Annotated in this window: 21 protein-coding genes; 10 read left to right on the plus strand and 11 right to left on the minus strand. The window is 76.9% G+C overall.

Features of this window, described 5'->3' with window-relative positions:
* Positions 1–2 precede the first annotated feature (2 nt).
* The 3 genes from COO58_RS09940 to COO58_RS09950 form a co-directional block, all read right to left on the minus strand.
* The gene (locus tag COO58_RS09940) at positions 3–356 is read right to left on the minus strand and encodes a hypothetical protein (RefSeq protein ID WP_141561873.1); all 354 of its coding nucleotides are present in this window, start codon (positions 354–356) and stop codon (positions 3–5) included.
* Positions 357–468: 112 nt separating this feature from the next.
* Positions 469–1,128: a response regulator transcription factor gene (locus COO58_RS09945; protein ID WP_091574285.1), complete on the minus strand. Its 660-nt coding sequence runs from the start codon at positions 1,126–1,128 to the stop codon at positions 469–471.
* Positions 1,116–2,405: a histidine kinase gene (locus tag COO58_RS09950; RefSeq protein ID WP_098744718.1), complete on the minus strand. Its 1,290-nt coding sequence runs from the start codon at positions 2,403–2,405 to the stop codon at positions 1,116–1,118. Before COO58_RS09950 ends, COO58_RS09945 begins: the two co-directional genes overlap by 13 nt.
* A 134-nt stretch (positions 2,406–2,539) precedes the next feature.
* On the opposite strand from COO58_RS09950, the gene COO58_RS09955 reads away from it, so the two are divergent.
* The 4 genes from COO58_RS09955 to COO58_RS09970 all read left to right on the plus strand — a co-directional run bounded on the left by COO58_RS09955 (position 2,540) and on the right by COO58_RS09970 (position 5,612).
* Complete coding sequence (locus COO58_RS09955; RefSeq protein ID WP_091574287.1) at positions 2,540–3,187, plus strand: DUF998 domain-containing protein; 648 nt, start codon at positions 2,540–2,542, stop codon at positions 3,185–3,187.
* A gap of 4 nt (positions 3,188–3,191) precedes the next feature.
* Positions 3,192–3,479 (plus strand): DUF1905 domain-containing protein, encoded by a 288-nt coding sequence (locus COO58_RS09960; protein ID WP_091574288.1) that lies wholly within the window; start codon positions 3,192–3,194, stop codon positions 3,477–3,479.
* Complete coding sequence (locus COO58_RS09965; RefSeq protein WP_098744720.1) at positions 3,476–4,249, plus strand: NAD-dependent protein deacylase; 774 nt, start codon at positions 3,476–3,478, stop codon at positions 4,247–4,249. Before COO58_RS09960 ends, COO58_RS09965 begins: the two co-directional genes overlap by 4 nt.
* A 154-nt stretch (positions 4,250–4,403) precedes the next feature.
* Entirely contained in the window at positions 4,404–5,612 is a 1,209-nt protein-coding gene (locus tag COO58_RS09970; protein WP_091574290.1) for a low temperature requirement protein A, read from the plus strand.
* Positions 5,613–5,615: 3 nt separating this feature from the next.
* Here COO58_RS09970 and COO58_RS09975 read toward each other — a convergent pair whose 3' ends face one another.
* Entirely contained in the window at positions 5,616–6,161 is a 546-nt protein-coding gene (locus tag COO58_RS09975) for a hypothetical protein (protein ID WP_091574291.1), read from the minus strand.
* A 71-nt stretch (positions 6,162–6,232) separates the two neighbouring features.
* Between COO58_RS09975 and COO58_RS09980 the strand changes: the two genes are divergently transcribed.
* Entirely contained in the window at positions 6,233–6,823 is a 591-nt protein-coding gene (locus COO58_RS09980; protein WP_091574292.1) for a TetR/AcrR family transcriptional regulator, read from the plus strand.
* 64 nt (positions 6,824–6,887) lie between these two features.
* Complete coding sequence (locus COO58_RS09985) at positions 6,888–7,817, plus strand: diacylglycerol kinase family protein (RefSeq protein ID WP_098744721.1); 930 nt, start codon at positions 6,888–6,890, stop codon at positions 7,815–7,817.
* 4 nt (positions 7,818–7,821) lie between these two features.
* Here COO58_RS09985 and COO58_RS09990 read toward each other — a convergent pair whose 3' ends face one another.
* Positions 7,822–8,082 carry a hypothetical protein gene (locus COO58_RS09990; protein WP_091574294.1) on the minus strand — a complete coding sequence of 87 codons (261 nt, stop codon included), beginning with the start codon at positions 8,080–8,082 and terminating at the stop codon, positions 7,822–7,824.
* A gap of 10 nt (positions 8,083–8,092) precedes the next feature.
* On the minus strand, positions 8,093–8,491 hold the full coding sequence (locus COO58_RS09995) for a DUF2267 domain-containing protein (RefSeq protein WP_091574295.1): 399 nt from the start codon (positions 8,489–8,491) through the stop codon (positions 8,093–8,095).
* A 165-nt stretch (positions 8,492–8,656) separates the two neighbouring features.
* Here COO58_RS09995 and COO58_RS10000 point away from each other — a divergent pair, with 165 nt between their 5' ends.
* The 4 genes from COO58_RS10000 to COO58_RS10015 all read left to right on the plus strand — a co-directional run bounded on the left by COO58_RS10000 (position 8,657) and on the right by COO58_RS10015 (position 12,203).
* Positions 8,657–9,409: a dienelactone hydrolase family protein gene (locus tag COO58_RS10000; RefSeq protein ID WP_098744723.1), complete on the plus strand. Its 753-nt coding sequence runs from the start codon at positions 8,657–8,659 to the stop codon at positions 9,407–9,409.
* Positions 9,410–9,414: 5 nt separating this feature from the next.
* Positions 9,415–10,059 carry a maleylpyruvate isomerase family mycothiol-dependent enzyme gene (locus COO58_RS10005; protein ID WP_218012344.1) on the plus strand — a complete coding sequence of 215 codons (645 nt, stop codon included), beginning with the start codon at positions 9,415–9,417 and terminating at the stop codon, positions 10,057–10,059.
* A gap of 57 nt (positions 10,060–10,116) precedes the next feature.
* Positions 10,117–11,406: an aromatic acid exporter family protein gene (locus tag COO58_RS10010; RefSeq protein WP_255292574.1), complete on the plus strand. Its 1,290-nt coding sequence runs from the start codon at positions 10,117–10,119 to the stop codon at positions 11,404–11,406.
* An 83-nt stretch (positions 11,407–11,489) separates the two neighbouring features.
* Positions 11,490–12,203 (plus strand): RraA family protein, encoded by a 714-nt coding sequence (locus COO58_RS10015; protein WP_098744725.1) that lies wholly within the window; start codon positions 11,490–11,492, stop codon positions 12,201–12,203.
* A gap of 6 nt (positions 12,204–12,209) precedes the next feature.
* On the opposite strand, the gene COO58_RS10020 is transcribed toward COO58_RS10015, so the two are convergent.
* The 5 genes from COO58_RS10020 to dinB all read right to left on the minus strand — a co-directional run bounded on the left by COO58_RS10020 (position 12,210) and on the right by dinB (position 16,739).
* Complete coding sequence (locus COO58_RS10020) at positions 12,210–12,836, minus strand: response regulator transcription factor (protein WP_098744727.1); 627 nt, start codon at positions 12,834–12,836, stop codon at positions 12,210–12,212.
* Complete coding sequence (locus tag COO58_RS10025) at positions 12,833–14,059, minus strand: sensor histidine kinase (RefSeq protein ID WP_098744728.1); 1,227 nt, start codon at positions 14,057–14,059, stop codon at positions 12,833–12,835. Before COO58_RS10025 ends, COO58_RS10020 begins: the two co-directional genes overlap by 4 nt.
* Positions 14,060–14,068: 9 nt before the next feature.
* Complete coding sequence (locus COO58_RS10030) at positions 14,069–14,521, minus strand: ABA4-like family protein (protein ID WP_098744730.1); 453 nt, start codon at positions 14,519–14,521, stop codon at positions 14,069–14,071.
* A complete protein-coding gene (locus tag COO58_RS10035) occupies positions 14,518–15,450 on the minus strand; it encodes a hypothetical protein (protein WP_098744731.1) in 933 nt (310 codons plus the stop codon). The genes COO58_RS10030 and COO58_RS10035 overlap by 4 nt, the downstream gene beginning before the upstream one ends.
* Before the next feature lie 101 nt (positions 15,451–15,551).
* Positions 15,552–16,739: a DNA polymerase IV gene (dinB, locus tag COO58_RS10040; RefSeq protein WP_098744733.1), complete on the minus strand. Its 1,188-nt coding sequence runs from the start codon at positions 16,737–16,739 to the stop codon at positions 15,552–15,554.
* Positions 16,740–16,758 lie beyond the last annotated feature (19 nt).

A 16,758-nucleotide genomic window follows, 5' to 3' on the forward strand; every position in this document is an offset into this window, starting at 1 on the left:
CGTCAGTCCGCCAGGGCGTCGCGGGCGATCCGCTCGGCCGCCTCCGCCGAGCCGGTGAAGTCGATCTCGACCCGTCTCGTCCCGTCCGCCAGATCGGTGCGGGTCAGCAGCAGGCGGGTCTCCGGACGGCGCAGGTTACCGCGGACGAAGTCCCACAGCGCGTTGACCACCAACCCCAGGCTCACGTTCGACGCCACGAACTCGAGCACCTCGACGACGCCGAGCGCGCCCGGCGGCACGGCCGGCCGGCCCCGCTGGAGACGGACGTCGTCCAGCCTCGGGTCCCGGCTCAGGTAGGTCTCCAACTCCGCCAGCTCGCCCTCGACGTCGTCGAGCCACGCGACCTCAACTCGCAACCCGTCCTCCACAGTGTCCGGTCTCCGACTGGGTACCCCAACGTGGCAGACATGAACGCGATCCACTGTCGCGAATCGGTCAGTGGAGGCGGGCGAGGCGCAGGCCAGGGGCTCAGCCTCCGGCACGCAGGTAGGCGAGCACGGCCAGCACCCGGCGGTTGGTGTCCTCGTCCGGCGGCAGGTCGAGTTTCGCCAGGATGTTGCCGACGTGCTTGCCGACCGCCGCCTCGGTGACGTGCAGGCGGGCCGCGATCGCCGCGTTGGAGTGGCCCTCCGCGACCAGCCCCAGCACCTCGCGCTCCCGCCGGGACAGCGCGTCCAGCGGGTCGCGCGGGCGGCGCAGCAGGTGCCGCACCACGTCCGGGTCGACGGCGGTGCCGCCGGCCACCACCCGGCGCAGCGTGTCGGCGAACTCGGCGACGTCGGCGACCCGGTCCTTGAGCAGGTAGCCGACGCGCCGGCCGTCGCCGCTGTCCAGCAGCGCGGCCGCGTACCCGCTCTGCACGTGCTGGCTGAGCACCACGACGGCGAGGTCGGGGCGTTCGGCGCGGAGCGTGACGGCCGCGCGCAGGCCGTCGTCGCGGTGCTCCGGCGGCATCCGGATGTCGGTCACCAGCAGGTCCGGGCGGTGGGTGCGGGCCGCGTCGAGCAGTGCCGGGGCCGAACCGACGGCCGCCACCACCGCGAAGTCGAACCGGGTCAGCAGCCCGACCAGCCCCTCGCGGAGCAGGACCTCGTCCTCGGCCAGGACGACCCGGGTCACGGACGGCACGGCAGCTCCACCCGCACGAGGGTAGGTCCGCCGGTCGGGCTGGCCAGCAGCAGCCTGCCGTCCGCGGCGGCCACCCGGTCCGCCAGCCCGGTCAACCCGGTGCCGCGGTCCGGGTCGGCGCCGCCGCGCCCGTCGTCCTCGACCTCCACCACCAGCCCCCGGTCGTCGCGGGTCAGCCGCACCTCGGCGCGCGTCGCCCCGGCGTGCCGTGCCACGTTGCCCAACGCCTCGGAGACCACGTACCAGGCGGTGGTCTCGACCGGCTCCGGCACAGGGCGGGCGAGGTCCGCCCGGACGGTGACCGGCACGACCGACCGGGCCGCCAGCTCGCCCACCGCGCCGGCCAGACCGAGTTCGGTGAGCTGCGGCGGCCGGATGCCCTGCACGATCCCGCGTAGCGTCACCATCAGCTCCTTGGCCTGCTCGTGCGCCACGGCGAGCGGTCCGGCGGCGGGGGAGTCCTCCGGCACGTCGAGACGGGCCAGCCCGAGTTGCAGGGTGAGGGCGGTCAGCCGTGGCTGCGCCCCGTCGTGCACGTCCCGCTCGATCCGCCGGCGCTCGGCCTCGTAGGCGCCCACCAGGCGCGCCCGCGACCGGGTCACCTCGCGCAGCGCCGCCCCGTCGGGCGCGGCGTCCAGCAGCCACCGGGCCACCGCCGCCTGGCCCGCGACCAGCAGGCCGGCCAGGTAGAGCAACGCCGGGGCCGCGAGCACGCCGGCGACCGCCCACGGGACGGCCTCGGTCGGCGAGTCGATGGTCACCCGGACCAGCACGATCCGCTCCTGGCCGCCGGCCAGCCAGGGGCCGGCGACCAGCGCGAGGTCGAGCAGCACGAGCAGCGCGTACGTCCCGTACGCCAGCGGCACCACGGTGCCCAGCCAGGCGACGTACGCGACCTCCCGCCACGCGGCGCCGCCGGTGAAGCGGGCGGCCGGGCCACGCCATCGCGGCCCGACCACCGGCCGGTCGTCGACCAGGCCGAGCCGCCACCGCTCGAACGCCGCCACCGGCGCGCTGACCAGCGGGGCCACGCCCAGGCCGGTCACCGTCACGGCGGCGAGCACGGTCAGCGCCGCGACGTCGACCGGCCGGTCCCGTCGCAGCGCGCCGACCACCAGGAGCAGCGGTCCGGCGAGCACGCCGGCCGCCACCGCCAGGACACCGGCGACCGGCACGGTCGTCACTGCGTACGACAGGGCACGCCACGGCCAGGCGGAGAGCGGGTAACGCCGGCGGCGCAGGGCCCCGGCCAGGTGCGACGGTCGGTCCACGGTCATGCCGTGACGCTAGCCAGGCGGCGTCGCCCCGGCCCAGCCGTCCAGGCCCCCGGTCCGGGGTATGCCCAGCCCCACCCCGGACCGGCCCGCCACGCCCCGTGCGCGGGGACCGGCACCGGCGGTGGACTCGACGGATGACCCGTGACCGCATCGCCGCCACCTGCTGGCTGCTCGCCGCCGCCCTGTTCCTGACCGCCAACGTCGTGGTCGGGCTGGCCTGGCGGCACCCCCGGTTCAGCTGGGCCGAGCACAACATCAGCGACCTGGGCAACGTGGGCTGCGGGGTGTGGGACACCACCCGTCCCCGTCTGGTCTGCTCGCCGTGGCACCCGGTGATGAACGCCGCGTTCGTCGCCGTCGGGGTGCTGCTCGCGCTCGGCCTCCTGCTCGCCCGGACCGCCCCCGGGTCGGGCCGGGCGGCCGGCGCGACGCGGTGGCTGACGCTGGCCGCCGCCGTCGGGTACGTGCTGGCCGGCGCTCGCCCGGCCGATGTGGACGAGAACGGGCACCTGTTGGCCGCGCTGCTGATCTTCCTGTGCGGCAACGCCGGCATGCTGGTCGCGGCCACGGCGGCCCGCCCGCCGCTGCTGCGCGCGATGCGCGGCGCGAGCGTGCTGCTCGGCGCGACCGGAACGGTCGGTGTCGCGTTGTTCTGGGCCCGGGTGGACGTCGGCATCGGGGTGGGGGGCATGGAGCGGGTCGCCGTCCTCCCGCTGTTGGGCTGGGTGACGCTGGCCGGCCTGCGGCTGCTCCGGTTCCGTCGGGGTCGGCCCCTATCCTGACCGGATGGAGCTGGCGTTCAGCGGAGAGGTCTGGTTCTGGCGCGGCCCGGCGCCGTACCACTTCGTCACCGTGCCCGACGAGCAGAGCGCGGCCATCGAGGCCGCCTCGGCGTCGGTCACCTACGGCTGGGGGATGATCCCGGTGGCCGTCCGGATCGGGGGCACCGACTGGCGGACCTCGCTGTGGCCCAAGGACGGGCGGTACGTGGTGCCGCTGCGGGTCGCGGCGCGCCGGGCCGAGGGCATCGAGGTGGGCGACCGGGTGGACGTGCGGTTGACGGTGGACGTGTGACCGGCCCGGAGCTGGCGGAGGCGGGCCGGCTGCTCGCCGCCGCGACCCGTCCGGTGGTCTTCACCGGTGCCGGCATGTCCGCGGAGAGCGGCGTGCCGACGTTCCGCGACGCCCGGACCGGCCTCTGGCAGCGGTACGACCCGGCGGAGCTGGCCACACCCGCCGCGTTCCGCGCCGATCCGGCCCTGGTCTGGGGCTGGTACGAGGGCCGCCGGCACGGCGTGCGCCGGGCCGAGCCGAACGCCGGCCACCGGGCGGTGGCCGCGATCCAGGCGCGGCTGCCGGAGACCGTGGTGATCACGCAGAACGTCGACGACCTGCACGAGCGCGGTGGCGCCGCCGCCCCGGTCCGCCTGCACGGCAGCCTGTTCGCGCCCCGCTGCGCGGCCTGCGACCACCCCGCGCCGCCGCCCGACGACACCCCGGAGCCGCCGGCCGGGCGGCTGGACCCGCCCGCCTGTGCCCGCTGCGCCGCTCCGGTCCGTCCGGGGGTGGTGTGGTTCGGCGAGGCGTTGCCGGAGGCGGCGCTGGCCGCGGCGGTCGAGGCGGCCGCCCGGTGCGACCTGCTGCTCACCGTGGGCACCTCCGCGCTGGTGCACCCCGCCGCCGAGGTCCCGCTGGTGGCGGCCCGTCTCGGCGCCCCGGTGGTGCAGGTGAACCCGGTCGAGACGCCACTGGACGCGGTCTGCGCGGTCAACCTGCGCGGCCCGGCCGGCGAGGTGCTGCCGGCGCTGGTGCGCGCCGCCTGGCCGGGGGACGTCGGGCGCTGAACGGTCCCGGGTCGACCGGACGCGGTCCAGCCCGGGCCCGGCGGCCCGGTGCCGTTGCGGGTCGGGGCTCGGTGCGATCGGCGGAATCCCGTCGTCGCCCGCGCCGGGCCGCCTACCGTCGGCGGGGACGGCGCGGCGGCGAGGGGGGCGGACGGTGGGACCGGACGGGACGCGACGGCGCCCCGGCCGACCGCGTCCGCCCCGGCCGGCGGCGAGCGAGCGGCGGGTCACCCCGTTCGAGATCTTCTTCGACCTGGTCTTCGTCTTCGCGCTCACCCGGATCATGGCGCTGGTCGGGCCGCACCCGGAACCGGCCGGCATGGCGCAGGGGCTGCTCCTGCTCGTGCTGCTCTGGTTGGCCTGGTCGTCGTACACCTGGTTGGGCAACCACACCCGGGCCGACGTCGGGGTGGTGCGCGCCGGCTTCCTGGTCGCGATGGCCGCGCTGTTCCTGGCCGCGCTGGTCATGCCGCAGGCGTGGACGTCCGGCCCGGGTCTGGACGGGCCGCTGCTCGTCGCGCTCGCCTACGTGCTGCTGCGGGCGGTGCACCTGGCGCTGTTCCACTGGGCGGCGGCCGGCGACCCGGCGCTGCGGGCGCGGATCCGGTTCTTCGCCCTGGCCAGCGTCGCGGGCTGGGTGCCGCTGCTGCTCGGCGCCCTGCTGGAGGGCGCCGCGCACGCGGCGCTGTGGGTGCTGGGGTTCGTCGTCGAGGTGGCCGGGCAGCGCCTGTCCTACGCCCGCCGGGGCAGCTGGCCGCTGCGCAGCCCGACACACTTCGCCGAGCGGCACGGCCTGGTGCTGATCATCGCGCTGGGGGAGTCGGTGGCCGCCGCCGGGACGGGCGCCGCCTCGGCGGTGACCGCGCTGCCGGTGCTGGGCGTGGCGCTGGTCGGCTTCGTGATCACCGTTGCCCTCTGGTGGCTCTACTTCCACCGGACCGCCCCGGCGGCGACCCGCGCGCTCGCCGTGGCGCCGGCGGACCGGCGGGACCGGATCGCCGCCGACGCCTACAGCCAGACCCACCTGCTGCTGGTGGCCGGCGTCATCTACCTGGCGCTCGGCGCCGAGCAGGTGCTGGCGCACGTCGCCGGGGCCGAGCCCGGGTCGCGGCTGAATCGGTCCGCGGCCGTGGCCCTGTACGGCGGCGCGGCGCTCTACCTGGCCGGGCGGCTGCTCTTCCGCCGCCTCACCGGGCAGGCGGTCGGGCCGGCGCGCGTCGCCGTCACCGTGGCGACCGTGCTCCTGGCACCGCTCGGGGTGGTGCTGCCGCCGGCCGCGGCGCTGCTGGTGCTGGCCGCGCTGCTGGTGACCGCCGTCGGCCTGGACCGGCTCGACGGCGCACCCGCCGGCCGCGCGGGGTGAGGCTCAGGCGCCGCGCGGCGCCCGCTTGGGGAACACCGTGTACGCCACCGGCCAGAACACCAGCCAGGCGGCCATGGCCAGGGTGAGCCGCCCGGCCCAGGCCCACAGCTCCTCGGTCCGCTCAGCGTCGCCGACCAGCGCGATGCCGCCCAGCAGCACGGCGCAGGCGACCGCCCAGCCGAGCATGCCCTTGCCCCACTCCCGCCACTCGTGCCGGGCCCGGGCCATCCCGTAGCGGGGGGCCCGGCGCGGCGGCGGACCACCGGCGAACCGGTGGGCGAAGCGCTCGTCGGCCCAGCGCACCATGCTGTGCCCGAACGCGACCGAGAAACCGAGGTACGCGGCGGCGAGGCCGTGCGCGAAGGTGGCGGTGCCCCCGCGGCGCAGGTCGATCATCGTGGCGGCGAGCAGCACGAGGTCGACGGCGGGCACCGCGAGGAGCAGGGCGGCGCCGAGGCGGGGCCGGCGCAGCGGGTAGCGGGCGACCAGCCCGGCGGCCAGGACCACCCAGAACGCCACCTCGCAGGCGACGATCACTCCGACCAGCATGGGCCCTCCCCGTTTTAGTACGCTGTGCGACAACCGTAGCAACTGCCGTCCACGACCCGCCGGAGGGGCCCGTGCCCAAGATCGTCGACCACGACGCGCGCCGTGCCGAACTGGCCGCGGCGATGTGGCGGGTCGTCTACCGCGACGGCGTCGGCGCGGCCACCGTCCGCAGCATCGCCGCCGAGGCCGGCTGGTCGCCCAGCGCCCTGCGGCACTACTTCGCCACCCAGACCGAGCTGCTGGTCTTCGCCATGGAACACGTGATGGCCGAGGCGGCCGGCCGGTTCACCGCCGAGGCCCGCACCGGCCCGCCCCGGGAGGTCGCCCAGCGGATGCTGGAGGAACTGCTGCCGCTGGACCGGCAGCGGGTGCGGGAGGCGGAGGTGTGGCTCCTGCTCGCCGCGCGGGCCCAGGTCGACCCCGCCGCCCGGGAGCGGATGACCGAGGCCGACGAGGGCGTCCGACTCGCCGCCGAACTGGCCGTCACGCTGCTCAGCGGCGGGCAGCCGGCCGACGACGCGGCGACCGCCCGGCTGCACGCCCTGCTCGACGGCCTGACGCTGCACGCGCTGCTGCACCCCGACCGGATGCCGCCGCACCGGATCCGCGACCTGCTCGCCGCGCACCTCGACCAGCTCGCTGCCGCGGGCGCACCGTCCTGAGTCGCCGATCCGTGTCGGGCCCGGCGCCGGTCACCGGCACCGACGGCCGGATAGGGTCGCAACCGTGCGGACAAAGCAGGAGCTGTCCACGGCGATCCGGGAACGACGGCGCGGGGCGCTGGTCGTCAACGCCCACTCCCGCCGGGGTCGCCGGCTCTACGACGCCGTCCACGCGCGGCTGCGCGCGGCCGGCTTCGAGCTGCTCGGCGCATACCCCGTGGACCGGCCGGGCGACCTGGACCGGGTGCTCGCCGAGGCGGCCGACCTCGGCCCGGACCTGCTGGTCACCGGCGGCGGCGACGGCACGGTCGGCGCGGCGGCCCGGCTGCTCGCCCACCGCGACATCGCGCTGGGCCTGCTGCCACTGGGCACCACCAACAACTTCGCCCGCACCGTCGGCGTCCCACTCGACCTGGACGCGGCGATCGGCGTGCTCACCGGCGGCAAGGTGATCGACGTCGACCTGGGCCTGATCGGCGACACCCGGTTCACCAACCATGTCGGGATCGGACTGTCGGCCGACATCATGCTGACCGCGCCGCCCCGGCTCAAGCGCGCCGTGGGCCGGCTCGCCTACCCGCTGACCGCGCTCGGGCTGCTGGCCCGGCACCGGCCGCTGCGCGTGACCGTCCGCGCCGAGGGGCGCGACCACACGTTCCACACCCACCAGGTGTACGTGGCCAACGGCGGGTTCCACGCCGGCCGGCCGATCACCGCCGACGCCACCGCCGACGACCGGCTCCTGGTCGCGTACCCGGTCGGTGGGCCGAGCCGGCGCGGGCTGCTGCGCGAGACGGCGCGCAACGCGGCCGCCGGCCACCGCCGCACGCTCGGCGACGAGCCGTTCCTGGCCGTCCGCCAGCTCTGGCTGGAAACCGACCGGCCGGCCCGGATCGAGGTGGACGGCGAGCCGTACGGGCAGACGCCGGTGCGCATCGGGCTGGACCCGAACGCGCTGCGGCTGATGGCCGCGGCGGACAGCCCGGACCACTGACCGGTCAGGCCCAGCGCTCCTCGTCGGGCAGCGGGATCTCCTGGTTCTGCTCCACGGCGTCGGCCGCGGTGAGGTCGTCGCGCACCGACTCGCCCAGGCCGGCGCGGTCGCTCGGCGGGCGCAGGACGCCCTGCTCGGCCAGGTCCGCCTCGGTCGCCTCGGGCACCGCGTCCCCGACCCGGTCGGGCGGGCCGACCAGCGTCTCGTCCTGCCGCTGTTCCTGCGCGTCGGCCTCGGGCGGGCGACGCAGCGCGTCCTCGCTCATCGCGCCCCCGTCACGCCGTGCGCCGCACGTACGGGGCGCTCTGGTCGGCCACGTCGCCGAACTCGGCGGGGAGCTGGGCCACGGCCTGGGCGTAGGCGGCCGGGTCGACGGCGTCGCGCAGCACGTCGAAGACGGCGGTCACGCCGTCGCGGGCCGCGTCCACGTCGACGTCCGCGCGCTCGCTCACCCGCTGCACGAACACGTCCAGCCCGAACGGCTCCGCCGCCTCGGCCGGTCCGAACGCGTACGCCCGCAGCGCCTCCGGGAGCCGGTCGGCCAGGTCGCGGGCCTCCCCGCCGTCGATCCGCTCGGCCAGCGTGGTCAACGTGGCCCGGGTGACCGCGGTGGCCTGCTCCGCGGACGTCCCGCAGCGCTCCGCCACCGCGCCGATGAACTGGTCCTGGTCCATCTCGCCGCCTCCCTCTGCCGGGACAGCGGGATTCCCGCGCTCGGCCGCCGCAAACGGCGGGCCCCAGCATGCCCGAGCGCCGCCGCGACCGGAAGGCCCGAGGTGCCACGCTCCCCGGCCGGGAGTAGCGTGCGTCGCGGAACCCGCAGCGAGGAGGTCCGGCCCGTGCAGCCGACGAACGTGGACGTGCCCACCGCCGACGGGACGGCGGACGCCTACCTGGCCCGACCGGACTCCGGCGGCCCCTTCCCGGGCGTCCTGCTCTTCATGGACGCGTTCGGGTTGCGGCCCCGGCTGGCCGAGATGGCCGCCACGATCGCCGCCCGCGGCTACGTCGTGCTGGCGCCCAACCTGTTCCACCGCTCCGGCCGCTCCCCGCTGGTCGACCTCTCCGCCCTCGCCGACGACAGCCGCCGGGGCGAGCTGTTCGAGCGGCTCGGCCCGATGATGGCCGCCCTGACGCCGGACGCCGTGGCCCGGGACACCGCCGCCTACCTCGACTTCCTCGCCGCGCAGCCGGACGTCGCGCCCGGCCCGGCGGCGATCACCGGCTACTGCATGGGCGGCACGAACGCGCTGCGCGCGATCGAGGCGCACCCGGACCGGATCGCCGCGGTGGCCGCCTTCCACGCCGGCCGGGTGGTCACCGACGCCCCGGACAGTCCGCACCTGGGCGTCGGCGCGGTGACCGGCGAGCTGTACTTCGGCCACGCCGACCAGGACGCCTCGATGACCGCCGAGCAGATCGAGACGCTGGAGAAGGCCCTGGACGCGGCCGGTGTCACCTACCGCTCCGAGGTCTACCCGGGCGCCCGGCACGGCTACACCCAGGCGGACACCCCGATGTACGACGCGCGGGCCACCGACCGGCACTGGGCCGCGCTGTTCGACCTGCTCGACCGCACGTTCCGCGGCTGACCGCGGTGACCGGCCACGGTGGCGCCGACCCGCGCCTGCTGCCGATGATCGCCGCCGAGCGACGCCGCACGGCCGACCTGGTCGACGCGCTCACCCCGGCCCAGCTGGACACACCCAGTCTCTGCGGCGCGTGGACCGTCCGCGAGGTCGTCGGGCACCTGGTGTCACCGCTGGTCGAGAAGCCGTGGCGGCTGGTGCCGGTGCTGGTCGGGGCCGGCTTCCGGCTGCACGTGGCCAACGCCCGACTGGCCCGGCGGGTGGCGCGCCGGCCGCCCGCCGAGCTGGCCGCCGCGCTGCGCGAACACGCCGGGCACCGGTTCCGCCCGCCCGTGGTCGGCTGGCTCGGCCAGCTCACCGACCTGCAGGTGCACGGGCAGGACATCCGCCACCCGCTCGGCCTCCCCGCCGACCTGGACCCGGAGCGCCTGCGGGTCTCGCTGGACTTCCTCACCGGCGGCCGGGCGGTCGGTTTCGTCGACCGTCGCCGGGTCGCCGGGCTGCGCTTCGAGGCGACCGACCTCGGCTGGTCGGCGGGGCAGGGACCGGTGGTCCGCGGCACCGGCGCGGCGCTCCTGCTGGCGCTGACCGGCCGTCGGGCGGCGCTGGCCGACCTCACCGGCGACGGGGCGGCCACGCTCGGCGCCCGCTGATCCACGCCGGCCCACCCCGCGACGATTCGCAGGGGCCGGCGGCGGGTAACCGCCGCCATGACCGACCGCCGTGCGGACACCGTGCGCTCGCCGATGGACCGGGCCGTCGAGCGGAGCGCTCACGCCCTGGCCCGGGCCCGCGCCGAGGGCGGCACCGCCGGCCGGGTCCGGCTGCGCCAGCTGGAGGTCACCGCGGTGATCGCCGTGCAGGCCGGGCTGGCCGCCGCGCTCGCCGCGCTGCTCGCCCAGTGGCTGCTCGGTCCCGGCGCGCACGTCTTCGCGCCCGCCGCCGCGGTCGGCACCATCGCCACCGCCATCGGCCAGCGCGCCCGCCGCACATTCGAGCTGCTGGTCGGCGTCGGCCTCGGCATCGTGGTCGGCGACCTGCTGCGCTACCTGCTCGGTTCCGGTTCCTGGCAGACCGGCCTGGTCGTCACCCTGGCCATCGCGACCGCGTTGCTGGTGGCCGGGCGCGGTGGCGCGCTGGTCGGCCAGGCCGGCGGTACGGCCGTGCTGATCGCCACGCTCGCCCCGGTCCAGCCCGGTCTGGAACTACCCCGGATCTTCGACGCCCTGGTCGGCGGTCTGGTCGGCCTCTTCGTGGTGGCGCTGCTGCTGCCGGTCAACCCGATCCGGGTGCTGGACCGGGCCACCGAACCGGTGATCGCCCGGCTGACCGCCCAGCTCGACGCCGTGGCCCGGGCCCTCACCCGGCGGGACGCCGACGCCGCGCAGCGCGCCCTGGAGGACCTGCGCGGGTTGGAACCCGACGTCGGGCGGCTCAACGAGGCGCTCAGCGGGGCCGAGGAGGTGGTCACCATCGCGCCGGTCCGATGGCACCGCCGGGCCCAGTACCACCGCTACGCCGACGCCGTCGCGCATCTGGAACGGCTGATCCTGTACGCGCGCTCGGTGGCCCGCCGCTCGGCCACCGCCCTGCAGTACGACGAGCCGGTCCCGCCGGCGCTGCCGGCCGCCGTGGGTCGCCTCGGTGACGCGGTTCGCGAGCTGCACCGGGCGTGCCGGGTGGGCGCCGACTTCACCGGCACCCGCCGGCTGGTGGAGGAGGACGCCGAGCTGGCCGGGCGCGCGTGGGGGCAGGGTGTGCGCGCGTTCGGCGAGGCGATGATAAGCGACCTGCGCACGGCCGACAGCGAGCTGTTGCGCGCCACCGGTTGCGGCGCGGAGGAGGCGAACCGGACCGTGCGCCGGGCGGCCGGCGCCGGGGAGGCCGAGGTACGCCCACCGGCGCGGGCGCGGATGCGCCGGACCGTGCGGCGGCCGGGCGTCCCGGGCCGGAGCGTCCCGGTGGGTCGGCCGCCGACCCGGGCCGCCCGCTCCGGGTGACGCCCGTCCCGCCGGGGTGGGCAGAGGCCACCGGCCGGCGACTGGCACCTGCCGGCGCCGGTCCGGCTGGCTAGCGTCGGGCCATGGACACCGATCACCGCGCCCCGGTCGACCGTCTCACCGGGTTCACCACCGCCCACGTCGCCGACGCGTGTCTGCGGGCCGGGGTGGCCGTGCGCTGCGCACCGGCCGCCGTTCGGCCGGTCCTGCCCGGGCGGCGGCTGGCCGGCCCGGTACGCCCGGCCCGGCACGCCGGAAGCGTCGACGTGTTCCTGGAGGCGATCGACCGGGCGTCGCCGGGGGACGTGCTGGTGGTGGACGACGGCGGGCGCACCGATCGGGCCTGCGTCGGGGACCTGGTGGTGCGGGAGGCGTACGCCGCCGGCCTCGCCGGCCTGGTGGTCTGGGGGCTGCACCGGGACACCGGCGACCTGGCGGCCGTCGGGCTGCCCGTGTTCAGTCTGGGCGCCGTCCCGACCGGGCCGCTGGAGCTGGACCCGCGACCGGCCGGGGCGCTGGACGCGGCCCGGGTCGGTCCGTGGACGGTGGACCCGGGCGACCTGGTGCTGGCCGACGACGACGGCGTGCTCTTCGTGCCGGCGGACCGCGTCGACGAGCTGGCCGACCTGGCCGGGTCCATCCGGGACACCGAGCGGCGGCAGGCCGACCGGATCCGGGGCGGCGAGACGCTGCGGACGCAGCTCGGGTTCGACGGCTACCTGAGCGCCCGGGCGGCCGACCCGACGCTGACGTTCCGGGCGCACCTGCGGGCGGTGGGCGGCGCGATCGAGGAGTGAGCCGGCTCAGCCGCCGCGCGCCCACAGCGCGAGGCGTACCCGGTTGGGGCTGCCGGTCTTCGTCATCAGGCTGGTGATGTGGGTCTTCACGGTGGTCACGCCGATGTGCAGCCGGTCGGCGATCTCGGTGTTGGACAGCCCCTCGGCGACCAGGTCCAGCACGTCCCGCTCCCGGCCGGTCAGGTCGGCCGCGTGCCGGGGCGCGCCGGCCCGGGCGTGCACCGCCCGCCGGACCAGCCGTCGCAGCACCTCGGGGCTGAACGGACTGTCCCCGGCGGCGGCGCGGCGGACCCCGTCGAGCAGGTCGGCCGGGGGCGCGTCCTTGAGCAGGAAGCCGCAGGCGCCGGCGGTCAACGCCGGATAGAGGTGGTCGTCGTCGCCGAACGTGGTGAGCACCATGATCCGGGTGGCCGGCCGGTCGGCCAGGATCCGGCTGGTCGCGGTGATCCCGTCGACCCCGGGCATCCGCAGGTCCATCACCACCACGTCCGGTCGTAGCCGGGCGGCGAGGGTGACCGCCTCCCGGCCGTTGTCGGCCTCGCCGACCACCTCGAGGTCGGGCTGGGCGTCGCAGAGCATCCGCAGCCCGGCCCGGATGAGGTGCTGGTCGTCGACCAGCAGCACCCGGATCACGCCGGCTCCGGCGTGACCGGACGCGGCCGGGGCGCCGCACCGGGCGTTCGGTCCGGCGCGGTCGGCGGCAGCACCGTGCGGACCCGCCAGCCCTCGCCGGTCGGCCCGGCCTCCAGCCGCCCGCCCAGCACCTCGACCCGCTCCCGCATGCCGACGATGCCGTGACCGCCGCCGGCCGGCACCACGGCCGACGCCGCGCCCCGCCCGTCGTCGGAGACCGCCCAGTGCACCGCCCCGTCGACCACGGTGACGGTGAACCGCGCACGGGCCGCCGCGCCCGCGTGTTTGGCCACGTTGGTCAACGCCTCCTGGGTCAGTCGCAGCACCGCCTGGCTCCGGACCGCGTCCAGCGTGCCGACGGCCGGGTCCACGTCGGCCTCCACGGTGACCCCGGCCTGACGGGCCCGGTCCACCGCGGCGCCGAGCGCGGCCGGCAGCGCGGCCGGCTCGATCGCGGTCAGCGCCGCGTCGCCGCGGACGCCGTCGGGGTCTCGCAGCACCGCCACCAACCGCCGCAGGTCGGTCAGGGCCGCCGTGCCGGTGCGGTGCACGTCCCCGAAGACCTCACCGACCCGCGGGTCGAGGTCGGTCAGCACGTGCCGGGCCACCCCGACCCGCAGCACCATCGACGCGACGTGGTGGGCGAGCACGTCGTGCAGCTCCCGGGCGATGGCGGCGCGTTCGTCGGCGCGCGCGGCGCGGCTCTCCGACTCGTGCCGGCGCTGCTCCGCCGCCGCCCGCTCCTCGGCCTGCCGCGCCAGCTCCCGGGTGGTCCGCACGACCAGGCCGAGCAGCAGCGGCAGGCCGACGGTGACGGCCAGCCCGAACACCCCGGTGAGGGCCTGCCGCAGCGGGTCCCCGATCACGTGGCTCAGGTCGATCGCGGCCACCAGGCCGGCCGCGAGCCAGAACGTGCGAGGTCGGGCGGCCCGCATGGTCAGCTCCAGCAGCGCCCAGCTCGCGCCGACCTGGTTGATCGTCACGTCGTCGACCAACGGCAGCGCCGCCACCAGCAGCGCGGACTGGATCAGCAGGTTCAGCAGCGGCCGGCGGTGGCACAGCAGCGCCACCGTGAACGCCGCGACCGCGAGCAGCCACTGCGTCGCCGTCGGGGCGGGCCGGCCGTGCGCGCCGACGACCAGGTAGCCGACGCCGCTGAGATCCAGCAGCAGCATCCGCGCGAGCGTGTCGCGCGCGTCGAACAACCGACCGACCCAGCCCACGACGCCAGCCTAGGCAACCGGCGCGGCCGGAGCCACCACGCCCACCGACGCTCGCCACCGGGCGCGCAGTCCGAGGTGGATGGCCAGGCCGAGCGGCCCCAGCAGGACCGTCAGCACCAGCACCGGCGCGAGCACCGCCGCCGGCACGGCACGGTCCCGGGCGTCCTGCCAGATCCACCGTCCCACGAACAGGTCGAAGCCGATCATGTGGGCCCAGGCGGCCGCCGCTCCGTCGGCGGTGCCGAGCAACTCCCGCAGACCGTCCAGGGTGGGCGCGGTGACCACCGGCAGCACCGCGCCGAGCGCCGGCAGCACCAGGGCCGCGTAGACCAGCAGGACCGGCGCCACGATCAGCGGCGAGCCGACGATCCGCGCGGTCCACGACCAGCGGGGCGCCAGGATCATCAGCGCCCAGAACGGCGCGGCGAGGGCGAAGGTCAGGTCGAACAGCGTGGCGCTCATCCGACCAGCACCACCCCGGCGCGGCGGGACCGGCGGCCCAGGACCAGGCCGACCGCCGTCGCGGTGGCGAGCGCCAGCACCGCCGCCACGGTCAGGGTCAGCGCGTCCGGGCGCATCAGCGGCTGCCCGCGCAACGCCTGCCCGGTGAGCAGCAGCGTGACCCCGGCGTACGCGACGCCGCCGACGAGCACCAGCCGGGCCCGGGTCAGCTCGTCCAGCCGCGCGCCGAGGAACCGGTCCAGCAGGATCGCCAGCAGGGGCAGCGCCTGCAACGCGTGCAGCCCGACGAAGTGACCGACGCGCAGGTCGCCGCCGGTGGTGCTCCAGCCGACCAGGGGCAACCCCGGGCCGCCGTCCGGCACGCCGACGCTGTGCGCGCCGGTGATCCCGGCCGGCGCCCCGGCCGGGCGCTGCGCAACCATCGGGAACGCCACGAGCATGCCGAGCAGGGACACGACGAGGCCGAGGCGGACGGCGTACCCGCCGGCCCGGTCCGGCGTGGCGCGGCGCAGCAGCACCACCGCGAGCACCGCCTGGGCCAGGAACAGCACCATGATGGCCGCGCCCATGACGTCGAACAGCGCCTCGTTCAGCGGCGTCGTGCCGTTGAAGTGGCTGGTCGTGCCGCGCAGCACCTGGCCGACGATGACGACCATCTCCAGCACCGACATGGCCACGATCACCGTGGCCGCCCGCTCGGCCAGGCGGCTGCGTCGCGGCAGCAGCGAGAGCATCCAGGCGAGGGTGACGCCGTAGAGCACGAACGAGATCGCGAACTTCAGCGGCTTGAGCCAGGCGGGCGCGCCGGTGAGCACCCGGGGGTCGGCCACCAGGCCGATCGCGGCGACGACGGTGAGCACCGCCATCGCGGACACGAGGAGCATCAGGGGGCGGTGCCAGCGGACCGCCCGGTTCACCACGGTAGTCATGCCTGTAGATGCTGGCGGCCGGCGACGGCGGTCGCGCCCGACCGGCGGCCGAGGTCGCGGCCGCGGGTCCGACCCGCGCCTCCTACCGGGGTAGGAGACGCTCAGTCGGGCAACCGGGGCATCTCGACGCCGGGGTCGCGGCCGAGCAGCACCCCGCGGGTCAGCGCCCGGGAGCCGAAGCGGTCCCGGACGGCGTCGACCGCGGCGTCCAGAGCGGGCCCCGGTTCGGCGGTGAACGGCAGCGTGAGCTGCGTGTGCCCGCCGTCCAGGTTGCCCACCGAGACGCCGAGCAGGGTGATGCCGCGCAGCGCGATCTGCGGCAGCGCGGCGCGCAGCAGCGTGCGGGCGGCGGCCCGCAGCGGCGCGGTCTGCGCGGTCGGCTTGTCCAGCGTGTGCGACCGGGTGGCCCGGGTGTAGTCGCCGAAGCGCAGCCGCACCGTCACCGTGCGGCCGGTGCGTCGGGCGGCGCGCATCCGCCCGGTAACCCGGTCGACCAGCCCGGCCAGCACGGCGTCGAGCTCGGCGGGGGAGTGCGGCTCCCGGCTCAGTGCGTGCTGCGCGCCCATCGAGGAGCGGCGGCGCCCCACCTGCACGGCACGCGGGTCGCGGTTGTGCGCGAGAGCGTGCAGGTGCCGCCCGGCGCCGCCGCCGAGCAGCGACACCAGCGAGGGTTCGTCGAGGCGGGCCACCTGGCCCACGGTGCGCAGGCCGCGCTCGCGCAGCCGGGCGGCGGTGACCGGGCCGACGCCCCACAGCCGCTCGACCGGCAGCGGGTGCAGGAAGGCCAGCTCCCGCCCCGGCTCGACGACCAGCAGACCGTCGGGCTTGGCCACGCCGCTGGCCACCTTGGCCAGGAACTTCGTGCGGGCCACCCCGACCGTGATCGGCAGGCCGACCTCCCGGCGGACCCGGGCACGCAGCGCGGCGGCGATGTCGGCCGGCGGGCCGACCAGACGCCGCAGGCCGCCCACGTCGAGGAACGCCTCGTCGATGCTGAGGCCCTCGACCAGCGGGGTGGTGTCGCGGAAGATCTCGAACACCGCCCGGCTGGCCGTCGTGTACGCGGCCATCCGCGGCGGGACCACGACCGCGTCCGGGCAGAGCCGTCGCGCCTGCCGGCCCCCCATCGCGCTGCGCACGCCCCGGGCCTTCGCCTCGTAGCTGCAGGCGAGCACCACCCCGCCGCCGACGATCACCGGGCGGCCGCGCAGCGCGGGGTCGTCGCGCTGCTCGACCGAGGCGTAGAACGCGTCCAGGTCGGCGTGCAGGATGGTGGCCTCGCTCGACACCGGCCCATCTTCGCACACA

It is taken from the genome of Micromonospora sp. WMMA1996 (assembly GCF_002573675.1).
In the GTDB taxonomy this organism is placed as follows: domain Bacteria; phylum Actinomycetota; class Actinomycetes; order Mycobacteriales; family Micromonosporaceae; genus Micromonospora; species Micromonospora sediminicola.

What these genes read in the sequence shown, in the direction of transcription:
- COO58_RS10030 (WP_098744730.1), bottom strand. Translation starts at nt 14,521, where the DNA reads ATGAGCGCCACGCTGTTCGACCTGACCTTCGCCCTCGCCGCGCCGTTC.
- COO58_RS09995 (WP_091574295.1), bottom strand. Translation starts at nt 8,491, where the DNA reads ATGGACCAGGACCAGTTCATCGGCGCGGTGGCGGAGCGCTGCGGGACG.
- COO58_RS10035 (WP_098744731.1), bottom strand. Translation starts at nt 15,450, where the DNA reads ATGACTACCGTGGTGAACCGGGCGGTCCGCTGGCACCGCCCCCTGATG.
- COO58_RS09975 (WP_091574291.1), bottom strand. Translation starts at nt 6,161, where the DNA reads ATGCTGGTCGGAGTGATCGTCGCCTGCGAGGTGGCGTTCTGGGTGGTC.
- COO58_RS09950 (WP_098744718.1), bottom strand. Translation starts at nt 2,405, where the DNA reads ATGACCGTGGACCGACCGTCGCACCTGGCCGGGGCCCTGCGCCGCCGG.
- COO58_RS09960 (WP_091574288.1), top strand. Translation starts at nt 3,192, where the DNA reads ATGGAGCTGGCGTTCAGCGGAGAGGTCTGGTTCTGGCGCGGCCCGGCG.
- COO58_RS10015 (WP_098744725.1), top strand. Translation starts at nt 11,490, where the DNA reads ATGGACACCGATCACCGCGCCCCGGTCGACCGTCTCACCGGGTTCACC.
- COO58_RS10010 (WP_255292574.1), top strand. Translation starts at nt 10,117, where the DNA reads ATGACCGACCGCCGTGCGGACACCGTGCGCTCGCCGATGGACCGGGCC.
- COO58_RS09990 (WP_091574294.1), bottom strand. Translation starts at nt 8,082, where the DNA reads ATGAGCGAGGACGCGCTGCGTCGCCCGCCCGAGGCCGACGCGCAGGAA.
- COO58_RS09955 (WP_091574287.1), top strand. Translation starts at nt 2,540, where the DNA reads ATGACCCGTGACCGCATCGCCGCCACCTGCTGGCTGCTCGCCGCCGCC.